Raw genomic sequence first — 16695 nt, 5'->3', positions numbered from 1 at the left:
CATCCGTTTTTTGTTAAACAATCTTTTGGCTCCAAATAGCAAGAACGATCACAGCAATTCTAAATCATTCCTTTGTTTTTAATGATCTCCCAACGCCTGTAATCTTCCTTTGTGTATTTCTTCAAATTGTTGTGACGTTTTAAGAGGGAAGTAAACGTATCCCATAGGGAAAAAATTAGCCCTAAACACTGCATCCCCACAATCATACAAGCAATCCATTGTAAAACAGCCATTCATTCCCCGCCTTCCATCTAAAGTCTTCACACTCTCTTGTTAATGAAAATTCCCTAATCATTCTTTTCCATGGATGATTCTTTGTCCTCTAATAGATCAATCCATTCCACTTTTCCTTTTTTGATTTCTTCAAATTTCGGATTCTTTGGTTCTTGGACCTTCAATATGCATGCTTCGTCTGTTTCCATATGGTCTTCGGGGCCAAACAACCTGACAAGCCCTGCATAGGTTACTAGCCAAACAGATTCAGATTTGCGGACTTCCCAGTCATAAAAACGGTTCGCCAGGATAGCCTTTCGTATCGTATCCACACTCCTGATACTTTTCCACCTGGAAGCAGCTTCGTTCAGTGACATGACTTGATCCAACGTTAAGTTTTCTTTGCCTGGTATGTTGTAAGGTCCATAAATCGCACTTATCTGCGAGCGGTAGATGAATTGCCTGGAAGGGTTCTGTTTGTTTGTATTGACGTAATACAAGCCGCCGTTTTTGATAATTGCATCTTTGACACCGTTTAAATCTTCCAGCGGCTGTTTTATTTCTTCCTCTTCTGAAGGAAAAAGCTGCAATGGCCATTTTTCGACTCCTGTCTTGGTAAACAAAATAAAACGTTTCATGATTCTCCTCCTTTTATGTTATAATTTCCTTATATCATTAATTTCAAAAATTCTTTACATCATCCATGATTAGCATTTATCATACCGCATTGGCGGAGAATAAGCAAACGTTTTTTTGGTTTTTCTTAGATATCAGAAATTCTAAAATCCTACTCTTCTAGTAAAGGAAAGGTTATGGAACCAATAAAAAACTCTCGAACATTGATTTCTCAACATCCAAGAGTGTTTGTTATTGAGCATATAGAATGATGAAAATTTATGTTCGTTCTCGCAACTCCCGGAGCACTGGCATTTCTTCCAATTCTTCCTCAGTCACAAGCTCCCATTGAATTCCGCTCGGCTTTTTATAACGGGAACTGATTTTGATCAGTTCTGTTTCCGTCGCAATCCAGTCAACTGTTAAATCGAATGGATCTCTAGGTATATCTTTATCCGTTAATTGCGCACTATGAATCGTGCCAACAATCGGGACATCCGGATTTCCGAGCTCCCGGATAATGGCATACTCCCTGTCCGCAAACCCGGCTCCCTTTCCCACTCTTCTTCCATCTCGGTGCAATGCGACAGAACCGACGAGAAACAAATCAATTTTTGGAATCGCCGCAAGCGGAATTTCTTTGCCATAGGATTTTATATGGGACAGGCTTGCCGCCTTTCTTTCTTCCCCGTCTGGAATCCACTCCGGTTTCACCATGATAAAGCCTGCCTTCAGTCTGGGCGTGGGAACTAGCAATACCTTTCCATCACGTAACACTTGCGCCCGAATCGGTAATTGAGGAGCATCCGGGTTTACTTTAATGACCTTCGCTTCCTTGTAAGTAGGAATCGTCGTGACGAACTGAGCAGCCTGTTCCGCTCCTTTGAAATTCGGGATGCGATTTTGCAAAGGAAAGGGGAATCTACCCAGTTTGTGTTCCGTTAAATAGTCCCATTTTTCCTCTCGTATTTCCTGTTTGGTTACCACTATATAAACACCCGCCATCTGTTTTACTATGTATAGGTTTATTTTACCGTAACGGGTCTCCTTTTTAATAGCAATAAGTAGAAAAATGCAGGGATGCGAGAAGTACGCTATCCCTGCATTGACTGGTTAATGCATCCCTTGTTGCGGAGCTTTCGTATAAGCGTGGAGCATAGTGGCCATATCCTGTTCTTTTAGCTGGGGAACCTGGTAGTACCCATGCTTGTTTTGATAAAGGAACAGTTCGTAACCCATTTCGATCAGGTTCGGTACACTGTCTGCTACCACACGGCGCAAGACGGGATTGTTCATTTCAGCGGCAGCCATTGTAAACGTAGAGGCAGCTGATTTTGTCTGGCTTAGCATAAACGAAGAATAACAGTCGTCCGTAAGCTCACCCACAGACTGTTTTGGTTTTTTTGGCTGTCCGGCCTGCAATCCATAAGTAATCTCGTTGCTTTGCTCCATTTTATACTGCTGTGTCGGTACGTTCGGATCCTGTCCGGTTTGAAAGCTGTCTATTACAGTGTTATACAGCTGTGTCAGGAAAGCGGATTGACGCTGAAGGATCCCTTTCAGCTCCTGGTCTTGGATATGTTGATTGTACAATTGGTACTGCTCCAAAACCCCAGTTAAACAGCCAATCAATTCATGGGAGTCCAACATTTCGTGTGCCCCATGGTTCATCGCTTGGTTTGCCATATTTTGCGGCATTTGGGTACCGCCCTGCATTTGATTTTGATTTTTAGCCATACTAATGACCTCCTGCATGATGGATTTCATCTTTATCCTATCCATACAGTAGTCTTTTATGTACCAGACTGTTTTTCTTGTTCGCAACCAGATAATCAAACAAAGGAAATGGAATCCCTTCTCCCTTTTCAAGCCTTTTTTCTTTTGGTCATCGCCTTCAAACCATAGGCAAATATGCTATAACCGGCAGCGGTCTTGGTAACCCACTTTGTAGCGCTCTCCTCTTTTCCAAACAGAATAGCCGGGACCAAAGATGATAATGCATATAGCCCTAACACTTTGAGGTATCGTTTATTCATAACGGCAAAACATCCTTTCCTGCCAGGTATGGTTTTATTTTAGCAACAGGATTTTTGTAATGATGTGAGAATTGTCACTCGTTGTGGGAGGAGACATCCCTTAAGAGAGAGCGGATTGAAAGATACAAATAGCTCTAAATCTTTTCTCAATATAAAAAAGAACCGTTTTGCTCCTACGATGTTCCGGGTATTTGATAAAGATAATGTGATTTTCTAGGAGGGATATCATGGAATACATTTACTTAGGAAATTCCGGTCTTCGTGTTCCAAAGTATATACTCGGAACGATTCCATTCAGCGGTACCAATGGGTTTGAAGCTGCCGGAAATATAAACGAAGACGATGCTCGGAAAATGGTGGATATCGCTTTAGAAGCAGGGATTAATATGTTTGATACAGCGAACCTTTATTCCAAAGGAGATGCGGAACGTGTGCTTGGGGCTGCCATTCAGGGACGCAGGGACGAGGTGTTGCTTACATCGAAAACCGGCTTCCAATTTGGAGATGACCCAAACGCCCGAGGTGCTTCCCGCAGCAACATCGAAGCCTCGATTGACCATTCGTTGGAGCGGCTCGGAACAGATTATCTTGACTTGTATTTTGTACACCTGTGGGACGGGCAGACCCCTGTCGAAGAAACAGTAGAAACCATGACCAACCTGGTGAAGTCAGGAAAAATCCGCTATTGGGGTGTATCCAACTACAGTGGCTGGGCGCTTGCGAGAACATACTCTGTCGCTGAGCTGTCCGGGTTTATTCCACCGATCACCCAACAGATCTATTACACGCCTGAGGCGCGCGAAGCGGAGTATGAACTACTTCCGGCAGGCAAGGAACTCGGTATCGGATCGATGATTTGGAGCCCGCTCGGCGAAGGACTTTTAAACGGGAAAATCGGACGGAATAAATCGGCTCCTGAAAACACCCGTCAGGGCGGCGGCTGGTCAGAACCGTGGGTACAGGATCAAGAACGTCTCTACCAAGTGATTGATGCACTCGAAGAAGTAGCGGCGAATCATGACGCTACCGTACCGCAAATTGCTTATACCTGGGTCAAAGACCGTCCGAACGTCGGTCCAATCGTGATCGCAGCCCGTAACGAGCAGCAGTTGAGGGAAAATATCGCCTCCTTCGACATACAGCTAACCCAGGAGGAGCATGACCGCATCGAATCAGTCGCACGCCCGGTCCCTATCTACCCAAACTGGCACCGTGCCATGAATTCGTTGGAGATGGGAAGCTCATCGGAAATTCCGTATTTGCAAGGGTACAAACAGTTGATGGGATTGGATGATTGATTACGAAAGTTTGGGAAGCGTACCGCATCATTGCGTTTTCCAGTGGAAGCTAATAGAATGAGGTTCAAAATAAAGAAAGGAGCGTTATCTTTTGGGAGAATCGATAGAGATTTCAAACATTACCGTCGAACTAGATGAAGGCGGAGACCGCAGAGCTTACATTGCTGATTTTGAAGACCCTGTTTATTATGGGATGCATGGTGGTGTAAAAGACTTTTATAAAAGAGTACCAGAAGTCGAAAGACCTTCTACACTTGATCATATTGTTGCAGCCGCTGGCGGCTGACTAACCGGTACATTATCAGGCGCGCTGGCAGCGCGTAATATCCCGACGTATCCAGATAAGCTAAAAGGATCTTTTAAAGGTACCATTGAAGCACCAGAAGGCGTGTTAAAAATCACCAGGATTGCCTGTCATTATGAGGTAACGATTCCAAAAGGGACACGCGAAAAAGCAGAACGTGCACTTCGCGTATTTGACCGTAATTGTCCTGTTTCCCAAACGCTTAAAGGCAGTGTGGAATTTGAACATAGCTGGTCTATTGCGGAAGAAGAATAGTCCAGCATAGAAGTTTCCACAACTAAAAGCGATCCCAACGTAAAAAAGACTCCGACGTTTATGTCGGAGTCTTTTCTGTATGGGATGATCGTATCTTCTTTTCAAAACCCTTTAAAGGACATCTAAGAAAATGCTGCCACCTTTACTTAAACAAATCCTTCAACCGATCCCAGAAACCTTTCTCTTCTTCCACGGGTTCTTCGGTCTCTTCCGGTTCTTCTTGTTTAATGCTTTCCGTTTTTAAAACAAATTGTACGGAACTGACGGCTTCATTTTTTTCGGAAACAAACGATACCGGTTCGAAATCTGATTTATCGTACTCATCCATCATTTCATTGACTTCGTCTTTCATCTGATCAGGTAAGTCACTCGTTGACTCCTGCAGCTCAGCCGTTCCGTCATGGAGCTCGCTCACTCCGTTTGCCGTTTCTCCTATCCCGTCGGCCAGGCCGGAAATTCCCTCATCCATTTCTCCATAGGAGCTGGACAATTGATGGACGCCGTCCGTATACTCCACTAATCCGGAATGGAAAGAAGCATATTGCGAAGCCAGTTGACTGATCCCGTCTTGTAACTGGGCAAAGGAATCCGCGCTGTCCATGTCTTTCCGGGAAGAAGAAAGCTGATTGGCCATCTCCTCCAAGTTACCAGCCATCCCTGCAAGAGCACCGCTGACTTGTTCCAGTGTTCCACCTACTGCGTCAAATCCTTCTTTGACGGCGGAATAGGTACCCTTGGCCGTACGTGCAGCTGTGTATGTTTCTTTTAATTTATCCAATGTTTCAGGATCTGCACCGCTGCTGTACAGCTGCTTGAGTGCATCTTCTGAAAGCTCATAATCCGGAATGGCTGCCATTGCTTCATCTAATGTGCTGTAAGCTTTGGCATAGTTTTCTTTTAACGTAATCAGACCATCTGAAGCCTGGGTGATTCCATCTGCCATTTGAAACAGCCCGTCTTCCAGCTGTTTCAGATCACCCAGCCTCATATCTTCGGATCCATTCGCCAGAGATGTGCTCATTTCCTCCAATGCTTGCTTTAAGCTGCCGGAGCCGTTCACCAGTTCTTCAGAAGAAGCATCAAGTGAGGTAATTCCCTCTTTATATGCTGTGGAACCGTCTCGCAATTCCACCGCTCCATCGTTTAATTGCGCAACCCCATTCTCCAGTTCCGCAACTCCATCATTCACCTTGGAAATCGCATCCGTTAACGTGTCCATCTCCCCTGTCATCTCATCCACGTCAGGTGTATCAATCGACATAGAAGATGGTACAGCGGAGATATCGATGCCATCCAGCTCAAAGCTTGAGACATCCGCTTCGACAATGAGCTCTTCCTCTTTTTCAGGCATCACGGTAAAAGTCACTTGTTTATTTTTTCCCGCATTGGCAAGCGTTCCGTCTGGAGCCTTGATATTCTGATAGGTTTCCATGTTAAGAGAAAGCGAGATTTGCAACAAATAGTTTTCAAAAAATACAGGGTCCACTTTTTCATTAGCCGAGGTCGCTAGCTTGATTTCAACATGACCAGCTTTACCTGCCAGCTCTTCCGGTGCGATTTCTTTCCCATCCAACAGATAGGTAATGGAGATATCCCACGGCAGAGACTGATCATCCATGTTCCCCTGGTAATAAAATTTCCCCTCTGGAGCATCGACGGTTACTTTCCCATCCTTCTGTTCCAACTCAGCTAAATTCGTTAAGTTTTTCAAGTTGGTGTACGATCCGTAATCCACGATGTTACCAGCTTTTTCGACATCCAACGTATTTACAACATAAAGTTCTTGTCTTTCCCCTGCAGCGCTTAGCTTGCCATAGACTACCTCATCCTTGGAGGAGACTTCCCCTTTTTCCTGGGTGGTATCTTCCTCTGGCTTGCTGTTTCCCGCTTCAGCCGAAACAAACAGCGACGGCAGTACGAGCATAATGATCGCAAAGACAAGTAGAAGCTTTTTGATTCTCCTCATCGTCATTTCTCCTTTTTAAAATTTGCTTTCCAGGTTGTTTTGGCAATCCATTTATCAAAGACCAGCAGCATGGCAGGCAGGAAGAATATGACCATTATAAAGGATAACAGTGCTCCCCTTCCTAACAGCATCCCAATGGATGAAACGATTGGATTGGACGACGTCATCCACAAAATAAACCCGACACTTGTCAAAATCGAAGCGGATATGCCGACAGCGAAGATTTTTTCATCTAATGTTTTCTTGATCGCCTGGCGTGCAGACATTTCTTGTCGATCCTCTTTATAGGCATCCGTCAGCAGAATGGCGTAATCCACCGTCGCAGCAAGCTGTATGATGCTGATCAGCAGATAGCCGACATACACTAACGAAGAATTTGTAAAGTACGGAACCGATAAATTCATCCATACGGCTGACTGGATGGTAAACAACAGGACGACAGGGATCGATATCGATCTGAACGTCACCAGCAGAACAAAAGCGACCGTAGCGATGGTCAGAAGATTGACTAACTTATTATCCTTTTGAACGACATTTTTGATATCGTATAGCGTCACACTTTCTCCAGCCATGTAAACGTCGTTTCCATAATGATCCTCTGCGGTATGCTGCAACTGCTCAATTAAACGGAACGCCTCTTCCCCTTCGGTTTTGGTATCGGTTTGCAGGATTATCCTGCTGTAACGTTCCGAATAAAATTGTTCCGTAACCGATTCTCCGACATATTCCGGAGGAACCGCTGCGCTTACGGTGTTTACATACGCCAGGACACTAGACACTTTATCCGTGTCTTCCAATTCTTCGACTAATTGTTCTTCTTTAGCCGTATCCCCTCTTGGGACGAGTACTACCATCGGGGTGCTTTCGCCGAAATGCTCCTTGATTTCAGCAAAATCACTGCCCGCCCTCGTATTCTCCGGCTGGTCTCCCACTCCATAAATGAAACTCGTCTGGCTTTGCGCGAGAAACGCCGGGACGATTAATACAAACACAAGAATCAATACTGGTATTCTTAGTTTCAATACCAAATTTCCTTTATTCCTGATCCGCGGAAGGAAAGGTTTATGCTGCGTTTTATCAATCCACTTATAAAACAATAGCGTTAGTGCAGGCAAAAATACCATGACACTGATAAAACTTAATACAATTCCTTTAACCAGATTAATGCCTAAATCGGCACCTATTTCAAAATTCATAAACGTCAGGGCGATAAATCCGAAAAAGGTCGTCGATGCACTGGCAGCAATCGCAGAAAAAGACTTCTTCATCGCAAGCTGCATGGCTTCCTGTGGATCTGCTGTTTTCTTCCGGTAATCGGAAAAACTGTGAAGAAGAAAAATAGCATAGTCCAGCGAAACCGCCAGCTGCAAAATCGGTGCGACTGACTGGGTCACAAAAGACACTTCTCCGAGAAAAATATTCGTCCCCATATTTATAAGTACGGAAACACCGATCGCCGTCAGGAAAAGCACCGGCTCTATCCAGGAAGTCGTAGCCATGATTAAAATAATGATGATGATCGGAACCAGCAAGGCTCCCGCATACATCGATTCTTTTCCGGCCATCTTCTGCTGCGTGGCCGTATTCAAATCTTCCCCGGCCATCGCATTGTCTTCGCCAATCAGGTCGTAAATGGCATCAGTGGCGGCCACTTCCTCACCCTCCCGAATGCTGAAAGAGAATAATGCTTTCTCATCCTTATAGTAATTCTCAATGGTATCCGGATCGGCCATTTCCAACGGTTGTTTTATATCGATGGCATCATCCAACCAGGTAACATCCAACACCCCGTCGATGGCAGCCAATTCTTCTTTAAAGGCAAGGGCTTCCTGTATCGTCAAGTCATGCATCATGACTCTATTTGTCGGGACACTTCCCTCAAATTCCTCGTCCATTACATCCATTGTTTTCGTTGATGGGGCATCCTCCGGCAAGTAATCTTTCATATCATAGTTTACAGACACCGTGAACTGTGCCAGGGTACAGAGGATGGTAAGGACCATAAACGTTATGGCAACGGCCTTTTTATGTTTAATAATTCCTGCTGCGATTTTTATTTTCATTCACCCTCTCTTGCCATTTTCCAACACACACTTTATTATTATATGGACACCGTGTTGGATATTCAACAAACAGTTCATTATCATTTGTTATTTTGGCAACAGAATAATCGAATGTGTTGGATAACGACAAAAAAACTGCCGATCGGGATCCCTTTGGGATGGACAAGGCAATAAGAAAGGGGATTTTTATGACTTCCTCCAAATTGGATAGAAGAAAAAAATACACGCGGATGGTTTTAAAGGACAGTCTGATGCAGTTGTTAAAGGAAAAACAAATCGCGGCCATTACCGTGAAAGAGCTTTGCGGATTGGCCGACATCAACCGCTCCACCTTTTATTCCCACTACTTCGATCAATATGACCTCCTGGATAAAATAGAAAATGAAATTATTGAAGACATGAAGGGGTATCTAAGCCAATACAATTTTGAGAAGGAAGAGGATTCTCTTCATATGATTGAAAAGCTGATTGAATATTTCGCTTCCAAGCATGAGGTGTGCAAGACGCTTTTCAACGAAAAAGTCGATACAACCTTCCAGAAAAAAGTGATGGTTTTCGCGGATGACGTGTTTATGAACCATTGGACAACCAGCAAGAACTTTGAAGAAGACGCTTCAGAATATTTAAGTACCTTCATCATCAGCGGAAGCATTCATGTCATAAAGAGCTGGCTGAACAACGAGATGGATAAATCCCCGAAAGAAATGGCCGGAATCATCAATGGCCTTATTAATGGCGGACTTTTTAAATAAGTTAATGAGGTATAAAAAAGAAGGAAGTTTAGGCAACATGAAAAACTCCGCATCTCTGGAAAAAAGAAAGGCTGTTCTGCCCGGATCATACCGGACTAAACAGCCTTTCCGTTTTTTGCAGCAATTAATAAGGGTCTGCCTCATGGCTTTTCTTCACTGCATCTTCCGTCGCTTCGTGCTGCGCGACGGAACCTCGGCCATATTTGGACTCCCCTGCTTCGCGGCCAGGAAGTTTGCTTTCTTCCTGCATCATTTTCTTCATCTCTTCCATTTTCGCTTGGATGCCTTCCTTTACCCGGCGCCCGTAATCTTCATCGGCTTTCGTAAAGTGTTCAATCATCGCATCCTGAATTCGTTTGTCACAAATCGCTAGGGCTTCCGAGAGATTTTTTATTAACTCATCGCGTTCCCAATCCTTAAAGCTACGATACGTGTGGCCGGCCTGACCATAATTATTGGGCCGGTCAATCGGCGCACTCATTGCAGCCGCGTTATACTCAGGCTCGTGAGGCGGCGTTTTGGATCCATCCGATTCTTTAAAACCACCCACCATGGAAGGTTCGTAGTTAATATGCGGATTGTCTCCGGATTCCCGCGGATCACGGGTATCCATTTGACCACGCTGCTGGTTTGTCCGGATTCCTGTCTTAGGCGCGTTAACAGGCAATTTCAGATAGTTCGCTCCTACGCGATAGCGCTGCGTATCAGAGTAAGAGAAAGTACGGCCCTGAAGCATTTTATCATCCGAAAAATCCATTCCATCTACCAAAACCCCTGTACCGAATGACGCCTGTTCGATCTCTGCGTGGAAATCCTCTGGATTACGGTCTAGCACCATCCGACCTACCGGCAGCCACGGAAACTTATCTTCCGGCCAAAGCTTCGTATCGTCAAGCGGATCGAAGTCGAGCTCCGGATGGTACCCGTCTTCCATGATTTGTACAAACAGTTCCCACTCCGGATAGTCGCCACGCTCTATCGCTTCATATAGATCCTGAGTGGCATGTCCTACGTTTTTCGATTGAATTTCATTCGCTTCTTCTTGCGTCAAATTGCGTATCCCTTGTTTCGGTTCCCAGTGGTATTTTACCAACACTGCTTCCCCTTTGTCGTTTACCCACTTATACGTGTTCACCCCTGACCCCTGCATATGGCGGTATGTAGCAGGTATCCCCCACGGGGAGAACAGGAAGGTAATCATATGGGTGGCTTCCGGAGTCCGGGAAACGAAATCAAACATCCGCTCAGGACTTTTTATATTGGAGGCCGGATCTGCTTTAAACGCGTGAATCATATCGGGAAACTTCATAGCGTCTCGAATAAAGAAAATCTTTAAGTTGTTTCCTACCAAATCCCAGTTGCCATCTTCCGTATACATCTTCACCGCAAATCCACGAGGGTCACGATCAGTTTCCGGAGCGTCCTTCGCACCAGCCACCGTGGAGAAACGTACCATTAACGGAGTTTTCTTCCCGGCTCCTGAAAATACTTTCGCCCTTGTATATTTCTCTACCGGCTCGTTCCCTACTTTTCCGTAGGTTTCGAAATAACCAAATGCTCCAGATCCACGAGCATGTACGACGCGCTCTGGTACCTCTTCCCGGTCAAAGTGGGAGATTTTTTCAATAAAGTGGTAATTCTCAAGTGTGGCAGGACCACGATTACCAATCGTACGGATGTTTTGATTATCAACCACAGGGCGTCCTTGGCGCGTGGTCAACGTTTCACGTTCCACGTCCTGCCCCTTCGAAGCCTTCTTATCTTTGTTTTCTTCCATACTGAAACCTCCTCAGGTATAGTCACGCTTACTTTGCCTATTATTGGGAGTGTTTATTCTTTCCTACGGATAAAAAATGAAATCAGACTCCCCTTCTTTTTTTATCTGGTCATAAAAAGAGGACAACAAAAAACGTTGTCCTCTTAAGAATATAATCCGTGTAAAATTATTGGTTAGATAGTATTCGCTTTAATCCTTCTTTATATAAGAACCAACAGTCCCATAGAATTTACGTCCCTCATCCATTTTTACATATAAAGACTCGATTGTTTTCTTGAATCCGAAAATTTGCCTGATCTGGACTGGTTCGGTTAATTGAATCACATAAGGGATTGGCTCTTTTTCAAGACCATGAAGTGCCAAGGAGATGCTTTTTCGGTCTTGGCTTACCTCCTTAACTGATTTTTCATTTTCATTTATCCCGCTTACTTTTTCCCATGAAACAAATCCATATTGCCGGATTCCTTTTTGAAAATGAATTCCTTTTGAATCCAGCATCACTGGAGATAAACGGATGGCCTGGTAATCCGCAATGATGAACAATAACGCGTAAATATCAAGACCCGTGACTAGCCAGGCGGCAGTATGGCTGTACTGCGCAACCATAATGTGCACTGCTATAATCTCAAGGAGCATAGCGTGGACCAGCATTATAAATACTCCCAGGTATCCGCCATCCTTATGAAAGGTAAAAGAATGACCTTTTCCATGCTCCATAGCGGGGTGGGTTTTTCTCCAGCTGAACAAGCTATAGTAAACCGCCGCAATATCGGTTGCCAAAATACGTAATGCGAACTGGAATTTATTCAATCTTTCATTCTTGAAGGAAAATGTGCGTTGGATAGCAGCAGAAAAACTTAACAAAAAGTGATAATGGACATCCTTCTCTTTTCGGTAATCTGCAAGAAGCAATGGAAACTTTTTTACGACCATGATAAAAAGCATTAATTCGATAAGAATGACACCAGCCTCTAACACAATCACCGATTGAGTGAAGTAAGACAGGTATGCATCCGCTTCACTGGGGATCATCCAATTCGCCAGAAGCAGTCCCCAGAATATAAAGGCACACAACACCAGCCAGGAAACCCTTTTCTTAAATCCAAAAAAATATAGAACCAATGGCAAAATGATAACAAGATCAAGCGCTGTGCAAAGGCCGACCATGTCATCGACAGGACCAACAAGCTGCACTTGCATCACAAGATAATTCGGGAGAAGGATTAAGAATAAAAATAACACGATCCGTTTCCAAGCTATACTCTCAAACGAAAAAGAAGCTGTCATACCATCCCTGCTTTCCACGTTTTCTTTCATTATAGCGTAAGCAGTCAGATTATTGGGTCAATTTTCCTATTGTTCGGGAATTATTCACGCATTTCATCATTGTCAACACGATATTGATTGATGTAGAGTTCCCTCTTTGTGCATAGAAATTAAACGTCTAAGAAGAGTATTAATCAAATATCTACCAATAATAAGAACATTACAACTTATGTACAAGAAAAGGGTACCCTGATGGCACCCTCGAAATAGTTTTATAGAAGTCGAACTGTCGCAGAAATCTGATTAATATGGCCAACATCCGCCCATAAAATCAAAAAATTGTAGCTGTTATCGTTGATCGTAATAGGTGTTGGGTATTGGACAATCAATGCGGATTGGTTGTTCATTTCCGCCGGCTGGTCTTCTGACGGATAAATAAAACAAGCCGGTTGTCCTTGAATTTCGGTTGAGACAATTTGCGGTTGACTACCGTATGGAAGAAGTAGATGAAAGGCTTCATTGTGACATACATCCTCCAGCAGGCCATCATATGCTATCGCCCCTACTTGAAAGAAGCCGTCTACACCTTCATATCGTTCCCTTTCATCTGTAACTTTTTGCCAACTTGCAGGATATTGAAATTGCACTCTATAATCGGTACTAGTATAGGTTGCAGTACCAGGGAAAATCGATGTTCTCGACCAAGCTAGTGCCGTAATGTTCCCATCTGTGCCAAGTTGAATCGGTACCGGATCATCTAAATCGACCATCCAAATCTCACTGGCATCTTCTAGCTCATCGCAGCCAGATAAGTAAGCAATTTTGCTTCCATCAGGCGACCATGTTACAGGAGTTAGAAAGCAATTTGAGATTGCCCATATCCGATCATTCTCTCCTTGCCTTCCAGTTGTTCGAATTTGCGAAAAATATCCCTCATTTTCAAAGGCAGTTGCACTATAGGCAATTGTAGCCGAATTAGGTGACCATGTTGGATTATAATTTTTGGCAAGCGGTCCTCCTTCCACCTCGAAAACCCTGCCTGTTGCAAGTTCAATCGAATAAATAATTGAAATACTAGCGCCAGGACTCGTGTAGAGCACATAACGACCATCTGATGAAAGTCTTACAAAATTGAACGGTCCACCAGCGTTTTGCGTAATTTGCTGCAAGCCTGTTCCATCTGTCCGGATTCTGTATAATTGACTAAAACCAGCTTCATCCTGTGCCTCGAAGAATAGCTCCTGTCCTCTTCGGAACCATTGCACATCCCTTGCGTTTGGCTGATTGATTCGCTGTACTTGGTGAGTAGCTACATTATAAATGATGATTTCATTCCCATTTGAATAAACAAGTCGTTGACTATCCGGAGCCCAGTTAAGAAATACTCCCTCTGGTTGTGCAAACTGATCAATGGCAGCATATGTGTTATTCGTCAAATTCACTGAGTATAATACGCCATTTTTACCTACAAATGCGATTCTGCTACTGTCAGGAGACCAATATGGAATCGAATACGATTCACCTAAGCCAAATGTCACCTGTCTATTCGAGCCATCAATCGGATTATATAACCATAAATCATATGCTCCAGACCGATTGGAGACATAAGCAATCAATCCATCCTCACCAGGTGGTGCATACGGTATGACTAATCTCATACCAGGATTAATAGTAGTTGAAGAAAGATTGTTTACTTGTCTAATCAATTCATAATTCACGTTTCCACCAGTTACAACATTAAAGCGCCTTGCGATTTGATACAAATTGTCACCGGGCTGAACGACATAATACGGAACACCTCTTGATATGGTTAAAAGCTGACCAGGTTGGATGGTATATGGGGGCTGAAGATTATTTGCAGCAATAATAAGCGACTGAGGAACTCGATAATATTGAGCAATTCGAAAAATGGTATCACCTGGTTGAACCCGATAGCGATCGACCCCAGGTGGCATAGATAACTGCTGTCCAATAAAAATTGTATATGGTGAAATGAGATAATTCGCAGCAATCAAGGAATCGACTGGAATGGACCAACGTTGAGCAATTTTAGAAATCGTATCACCTGCACGTACAGTGTAGAACATTTGCATGATAAACCCTCCTTTCTTAGACTTCTTAAAATTTCATCTCCTTATTTAGCAGTGAAACTAAAAATTATCCTCCTGCAATAGGCTATTCATATAGTGGGAGTAAGGTTTCTCCCAAAAGAAAAAGACTCCAACCTAAAAGGTTGAAGTCTTTTCTCATGATACCGGTGGTCGGGGTCGAACCGACACTCCCGAAGGAACACGATTTTGAGTCGTGCGCGTCTGCCAATTCCGCCACACCGGCACGTTATTCATATGGAGGCGGCAACCGGATTTGAACCGGTGATAAAGGTTTTGCAGACCTCTGCCTTACCACTTGGCTATGCCGCCTTAAAATGGAGCGGAAGACGGGATTCGAACCCGCGACCCCCACCTTGGCAAGGTGGTGTTCTACCACTGAACTACTTCCGCATTTTTTGGCTGGGCTAGCTGGATTCGAACCAGCGAATCACGGGATCAAAACCCGATGCCTTACCGCTTGGCTATAGCCCAACTATACCACACACTGGAAAATGGGGCGACCGGTGGGAATCGAACCCACGAGTGCCGGAGCCACAATCCGGTGCGTTAACCACTTCGCCACGACCGCCAACATATTATAATGGCAGGGGTAGTAGGAATCGAACCCACACCGGAGGTTTTGGAGACCTCTGTTCTACCGTTAAACTATACCCCTATGTAATGGTGGAGGGAGTAGGACTCGAACCTACGAACCCGATGGGAGCGGATTTACAGTCCGCCGCGTTTGGCCAACTTCGCTATCCCTCCATAAGAAAAGGTGGCTCGGGACGGAATCGAACCGCCGACACACGGATTTTCAGTCCGTTGCTCTACCGACTGAGCTACCGAGCCAATAAATGATATGAAACTATGTAAGTGGCGGTCCGGACGGGACTCGAACCCGCGACCTCCTGCGTGACAGGCAGGCATTCTAACCAACTGAACTACCGGACCATATTAAGAAAATAATTTGGTTGCACTCTTGCAAGTACCTGGATTTTTCACTAGCCAAGATGTTAACTCGACGTAGTGAGTGAAAATAATTTGGTTGCGGGAGCAGGATTTGAACCTGCGACCTTCGGGTTATGAGCCCGACGAGCTACCAGACTGCTCCATCCCGCGATAATGTAGGAGATGTATTCCTATCAAATTTACTCATGGTGGAGGATGCAGGGCTCGAACCTGCGACCCCCTGCTTGTAAGGCAGGTGCTCTCCCAGCTGAGCTAATCCTCCAATTGAGTGATGACCCGTACGGGATTCGAACCCGTGTTACCGCCGTGAAAGGGCGGTGTCTTAACCACTTGACCAACGGGCCATTTTAGAAATGGCGGAGAGCGAGGGATTCGAACCCTCGAGACCGCGGTAGCGGTCTACACGATTTCCAATCGTGCTCCTTCGGCCACTCGGACAGCTCTCCATGGCTCCACCGGTAGGATTCGAACCTACGACCGATCGGTTAACAGCCGATTGCTCTACCACTGAGCTACGGTGGAACGGTTATGCCTGGCGGCGTCCTACTCTCGCAGGGGCAAAGCCCCAACTACCATGGGCGCTGGAGAGCTTAACTTCTGTGTTCGGCATGGGAACAGGTGTGACCTCTCCGCTATTGCCACCAGACTCATTTTGGCGTACATCCAAGTGTACTTTTTTTGTGACAACAACTATTATAGCTGTTTTTCACAAAAAATCAAGGGTAAATTTAAAATTTCTTTTACACCTTCAAAACTAGATAAGAAGGAAGACAATCAACGAACATTGGCACGTTTTTTTAATCCAGCTCTGCGGGCTAGATGCTCGCGTCATAAGTCATTCCCCTACAAGCCCATAATGCAGGGCTTTTCGGTGACTGGCTTATGCGTTTCGCATCTGACCAAGCCCGCGACGCTTTTTGTTTTAAGTTAAGTCCTCGATCGATTAGTATCCGTCAGCTGCACATGTCACCATGCTTCCACCTCGGACCTATCAACCTCATCGTCTCTGAGGGATCTTACTCATTTGAAATGATGGGAAGTCTCATCTAGAGGGGGGCTTCATGCTTAGATGCTTTCAGCACTTATCC

Annotated in this window: 12 protein-coding genes, 14 tRNA genes, 1 rRNA gene and 1 pseudogene; 4 read left to right on the top strand and 24 right to left on the bottom strand. The window is 44.7% G+C overall.

Features of this window, described 5'->3' with window-relative positions:
• Positions 1-287: 287 nt before the first annotated feature.
• From BN1067_RS00550 to BN1067_RS19665, 4 genes are all read right to left on the bottom strand, one after another.
• Positions 288-851: a helix-turn-helix domain-containing protein gene (locus BN1067_RS00550; protein WP_053216991.1), complete on the bottom strand. Its 564-nt coding sequence runs from the start codon at positions 849-851 to the stop codon at positions 288-290.
• Positions 852-1107: 256 nt separating this feature from the next.
• Positions 1108-1815 (bottom strand): 5-formyltetrahydrofolate cyclo-ligase, encoded by a 708-nt coding sequence (locus BN1067_RS00545; protein ID WP_053216990.1) that lies wholly within the window; start codon positions 1813-1815, stop codon positions 1108-1110.
• 126 nt (positions 1816-1941) lie between these two features.
• A complete protein-coding gene (locus BN1067_RS00540; protein ID WP_053216989.1) occupies positions 1942-2565 on the bottom strand; it encodes a spore coat protein in 624 nt (207 codons plus the stop codon).
• A 128-nt stretch (positions 2566-2693) separates the two neighbouring features.
• On the bottom strand, positions 2694-2864 hold the full coding sequence (locus BN1067_RS19665) for a hypothetical protein (RefSeq protein WP_199868434.1): 171 nt from the start codon (positions 2862-2864) through the stop codon (positions 2694-2696).
• Between the two features lie 227 nt (positions 2865-3091).
• Here BN1067_RS19665 and BN1067_RS00535 point away from each other — a divergent pair, with 227 nt between their 5' ends.
• The 3 genes and pseudogenes from BN1067_RS00535 to BN1067_RS00525 form a co-directional block, all read left to right on the top strand.
• Positions 3092-4162 (top strand): aldo/keto reductase, encoded by a 1071-nt coding sequence (locus tag BN1067_RS00535; protein WP_053216988.1) that lies wholly within the window; start codon positions 3092-3094, stop codon positions 4160-4162.
• Positions 4163-4253: 91 nt separating this feature from the next.
• A complete protein-coding gene (locus tag BN1067_RS00530) occupies positions 4254-4448 on the top strand; it encodes a hypothetical protein (protein WP_053216987.1) in 195 nt (64 codons plus the stop codon).
• A 21-nt stretch (positions 4449-4469) separates the two neighbouring features.
• Positions 4470-4721, top strand: a pseudogene (locus BN1067_RS00525) (OsmC family protein); the annotation flags it as partial.
• Positions 4722-4863: 142 nt separating this feature from the next.
• Here the strand turns inward: BN1067_RS00525 and BN1067_RS00520 are convergent.
• Together BN1067_RS00520 and BN1067_RS00515 are read right to left on the bottom strand one after the other, a co-directional pair.
• Positions 4864-6687 carry a coiled-coil domain-containing protein gene (locus BN1067_RS00520; RefSeq protein WP_053216986.1) on the bottom strand — a complete coding sequence of 608 codons (1824 nt, stop codon included), beginning with the start codon at positions 6685-6687 and terminating at the stop codon, positions 4864-4866.
• A 2-nt stretch (positions 6688-6689) separates the two neighbouring features.
• Complete coding sequence (locus BN1067_RS00515) at positions 6690-8750, bottom strand: efflux RND transporter permease subunit (RefSeq protein ID WP_053216985.1); 2061 nt, start codon at positions 8748-8750, stop codon at positions 6690-6692.
• A 158-nt stretch (positions 8751-8908) separates the two neighbouring features.
• Here BN1067_RS00515 and BN1067_RS00510 point away from each other — a divergent pair, with 158 nt between their 5' ends.
• Positions 8909-9502, top strand: coding sequence for a TetR/AcrR family transcriptional regulator (locus tag BN1067_RS00510; RefSeq protein WP_234400597.1), 594 nt, complete (start codon positions 8909-8911; stop codon positions 9500-9502).
• 124 nt (positions 9503-9626) lie between these two features.
• Here BN1067_RS00510 and BN1067_RS00505 read toward each other — a convergent pair whose 3' ends face one another.
• From BN1067_RS00505 to rrf, 18 genes are all read right to left on the bottom strand, one after another.
• The gene (locus BN1067_RS00505) at positions 9627-11279 is read right to left on the bottom strand and encodes a catalase (protein ID WP_053216984.1); all 1653 of its coding nucleotides are present in this window, start codon (positions 11277-11279) and stop codon (positions 9627-9629) included.
• Between the two features lie 189 nt (positions 11280-11468).
• The gene (locus BN1067_RS00500; RefSeq protein ID WP_199868433.1) at positions 11469-12566 is read right to left on the bottom strand and encodes a hypothetical protein; all 1098 of its coding nucleotides are present in this window, start codon (positions 12564-12566) and stop codon (positions 11469-11471) included.
• 251 nt (positions 12567-12817) lie between these two features.
• Positions 12818-14638, bottom strand: a complete 1821-nt coding sequence (locus BN1067_RS00495) for a LysM peptidoglycan-binding domain-containing protein (protein WP_053216982.1) — start codon at positions 14636-14638, stop codon at positions 12818-12820.
• A gap of 159 nt (positions 14639-14797) precedes the next feature.
• Positions 14798-14879: transfer RNA gene (locus BN1067_RS00490), tRNA-Leu, on the bottom strand.
• A gap of 12 nt (positions 14880-14891) precedes the next feature.
• Positions 14892-14965: transfer RNA gene (locus BN1067_RS00485), tRNA-Cys, on the bottom strand.
• A gap of 6 nt (positions 14966-14971) precedes the next feature.
• Positions 14972-15046: transfer RNA gene (locus BN1067_RS00480), tRNA-Gly, on the bottom strand.
• Between the two features lie 6 nt (positions 15047-15052).
• A tRNA-Gln gene (locus tag BN1067_RS00475) sits at positions 15053-15127 on the bottom strand.
• 21 nt (positions 15128-15148) lie between these two features.
• Positions 15149-15224: transfer RNA gene (locus tag BN1067_RS00470), tRNA-His, on the bottom strand.
• A 13-nt stretch (positions 15225-15237) separates the two neighbouring features.
• Positions 15238-15311: transfer RNA gene (locus BN1067_RS00465), tRNA-Trp, on the bottom strand.
• 6 nt (positions 15312-15317) lie between these two features.
• Positions 15318-15403, bottom strand: a tRNA-Tyr gene (locus BN1067_RS00460).
• 11 nt (positions 15404-15414) lie between these two features.
• Positions 15415-15487: transfer RNA gene (locus tag BN1067_RS00455), tRNA-Phe, on the bottom strand.
• A 25-nt stretch (positions 15488-15512) separates the two neighbouring features.
• A tRNA-Asp gene (locus BN1067_RS00450) sits at positions 15513-15589 on the bottom strand.
• A gap of 91 nt (positions 15590-15680) precedes the next feature.
• Positions 15681-15757: transfer RNA gene (locus BN1067_RS00445), tRNA-Met, on the bottom strand.
• Positions 15758-15793: 36 nt separating this feature from the next.
• Positions 15794-15869, bottom strand: a tRNA-Val gene (locus BN1067_RS00440).
• A gap of 10 nt (positions 15870-15879) precedes the next feature.
• Positions 15880-15951, bottom strand: a tRNA-Glu gene (locus BN1067_RS00435).
• Between the two features lie 10 nt (positions 15952-15961).
• Positions 15962-16053 (bottom strand) — tRNA-Ser (locus tag BN1067_RS00430).
• A gap of 1 nt (position 16054) precedes the next feature.
• Positions 16055-16129, bottom strand: a tRNA-Asn gene (locus BN1067_RS00425).
• Positions 16130-16137: 8 nt separating this feature from the next.
• Positions 16138-16253 (bottom strand): 5S ribosomal RNA (gene rrf / locus BN1067_RS00420).
• Between the last annotated feature and the right edge of the window lie 442 nt (positions 16254-16695).

Origin of the sequence: Virgibacillus senegalensis, assembly GCF_000821245.2 — a bacterium.
Lineage (GTDB): Bacteria > Bacillota > Bacilli > Bacillales > Amphibacillaceae > Sediminibacillus > Sediminibacillus senegalensis.
Note: the sequence above shows the minus strand (reverse complement) of the source record. Positions and strands in the feature narration are given on the sequence as shown.